The organism is Sphingobacterium sp. UBA7253 (assembly GCF_002472745.1).
GTDB lineage: Bacteria > Bacteroidota > Bacteroidia > Sphingobacteriales > Sphingobacteriaceae > Sphingobacterium > Sphingobacterium siyangense.
This window is the reverse complement of sequence record NZ_DKSP01000231.1, coordinates 287-2,307: the sequence shown is the minus strand read 5'-3', so window position 1 is coordinate 2,307 and position 2,021 is coordinate 287. Positions and strand designations below refer to the sequence as shown.

2 protein-coding genes are annotated in these 2,021 nt (G+C 41.2%); both read right to left on the bottom strand.

What is annotated here, in order from left to right:
• Positions 1–846, bottom strand: an 846-nt coding sequence (locus B2X72_RS24480; RefSeq protein ID WP_286851889.1) for a TonB-dependent receptor plug domain-containing protein, incomplete at its 3' end; no start/stop codon positions are given.
• A gap of 47 nt (positions 847–893) precedes the next feature.
• The coding region (locus tag B2X72_RS24475; protein ID WP_286851876.1) for a TlpA family protein disulfide reductase at positions 894–2,021 on the bottom strand (1,128 nt) is incomplete at its 5' end.

Sequence of the window (2,021 nt, the reverse complement as noted above, 5' to 3'; positions counted from 1 at the left end):
GATATACTGAAAACCATTCCCAAGCCAATCGTAAAATCCCTTATTGAACAACATCGACTCTGCATCGATAAAATCCTTATTGGACAATTGATACACCTGATCAAGGTTTGGCTCCGCTTTTGTAATCAATGTGCTGCTAAATGTGGTATTCATTATTTTGCCAGCACCCTGACCTCCTTTTTTAGCAGTGATGACCACAACCCCGTTTCCAGCCCTTGCGCCCCATATCGAACTTGCCGCCGCATCTTTCAAGACGGTAATAGATTCGATGCTATTCGGGTCTATATTAGCCACATTGCCCTCATAAATAAAACCATCCAATACTATCAATGGATCAAGATTACCATCTATGGTACTGAGACCCCGAACAGAAAAATTCAGCTTTTGTCTGTCACTGACAGTACTGGGCTGATTTTCAAATCTCACCCCAGAGGCCACATTATTGAGCCTGTTTAAAATGTTTGTACCAGTTTGCTGGTTGAGCATATCATTGGAAATCACACTGGCAGAACCTGTTGTTTCATTGGGTTTTAAAATCTGATAGCCCGTATTGATCTGCACTTCTTCCAAGTAATTATCCTTTACAGCCATCAAAACCCTACCTTTAGCCAACACATCCTTTACCAATACCCGTAATTCCTGATAACCCATAGCCGAAAACCGAAGAGTATCGCGCAAATCTCCCCTTATTCCGAAACTTCCATCGGCTTCACTTTTTAAACGCATATTTGTAACCATATTTTGCACAGTGACGCCCTGCAATGGGCGCAAGTCTTCGCTTGATAGAATTACTCCCCGAACTATGTTTCTTTCTTTTACCTGACTATAGGACGTAAGCCAGCACATCCAAACACTTAGGATGCATAACATTCTCATATACATACCCTACCCTCCTATCTATCTGTTAATGAAAATGATGCACAGGCAATAGTCTCCTGTACAGAATTAAGCTCTAAACCCATTGCTCGGAGAAATGCCTTTCGCGTATCCTCTTCCCAGCCTTCAAAATCTTTAGGAATAGTCATGTCCACAAGTACCTCTTTGGAAGCTCCAATTACCAATGGACGATGAAAATATAGGCTGAGGTTATCCACCAACAATTCTAATGGAATATTGCGGAATTTCATTTCCGTCTCCGAATCTCCCAGGAAAACTTCTGGGATACCACCTTTGCTCCTGATCTTTTCGGCAGCTGAATTGAAACTGACGCGCCATACATCCGTTGGCTTGTTTTCTACAGAAAGTTTTATCCCAAAGAACTTTTTAAAATCTTCCGTAAAAAATTGTTTCGCTTTGCTCTTAGGCAAAGAATCCAGCACCACCATTTCATAACAGAAGCTATTTTCATAACGATTTGGGGTCAGGAGCCGCTGTTTAGGGTTTACTTCGCTGCTTGCAGCAAACTGCCAATGTCTCCATGGTATTCCTTTCAATTCTTTTTGAAAGGCTATGGCCACGAGCTGAGAAAATCTGAGGTTCAATAGCTGATACCTGGTCCGTTTTCCGTCGAACGAATAATTTCCAGAACTAGCATCTAATCCTTCTTGATAAGTCTGAAAAACAGAACCTGCATAAAATCCGTTATTCAGCATTTCATTGGTTATCAGAGCCACTTCTTTATTGGTCCTCATTTTTTTTTGATGGAAATCTGCATTTCCAGTATGAAGCACTGCTGTTATATTTTCTTTTGACAATGCGTTGGCATAAGTATTGGCAACCAGAATACCATCTTTATTTATCCAAACGACATGTGGAACCGCGTTATGAGGAAATAATTGCTGGAAAATGGTGTCGCCAAATAGATAAGGAAGTGAAGTCTGAAAGCCATATGCCGTTTTATATTTTTTCTTTAGATCCTGTACACGTTTTTGTGTATCCTTTGTCTGTGTGCTATTGACAAGCAGCACGGCAATCTCATCTTTATTAATCGCCAACACATCTTCTAGATGTGGAAACCCCTCAATACACGATGGGCACCATGTCGCCCAAAAATCCAGCAGGATCAGCTTCCCTTTCAGATC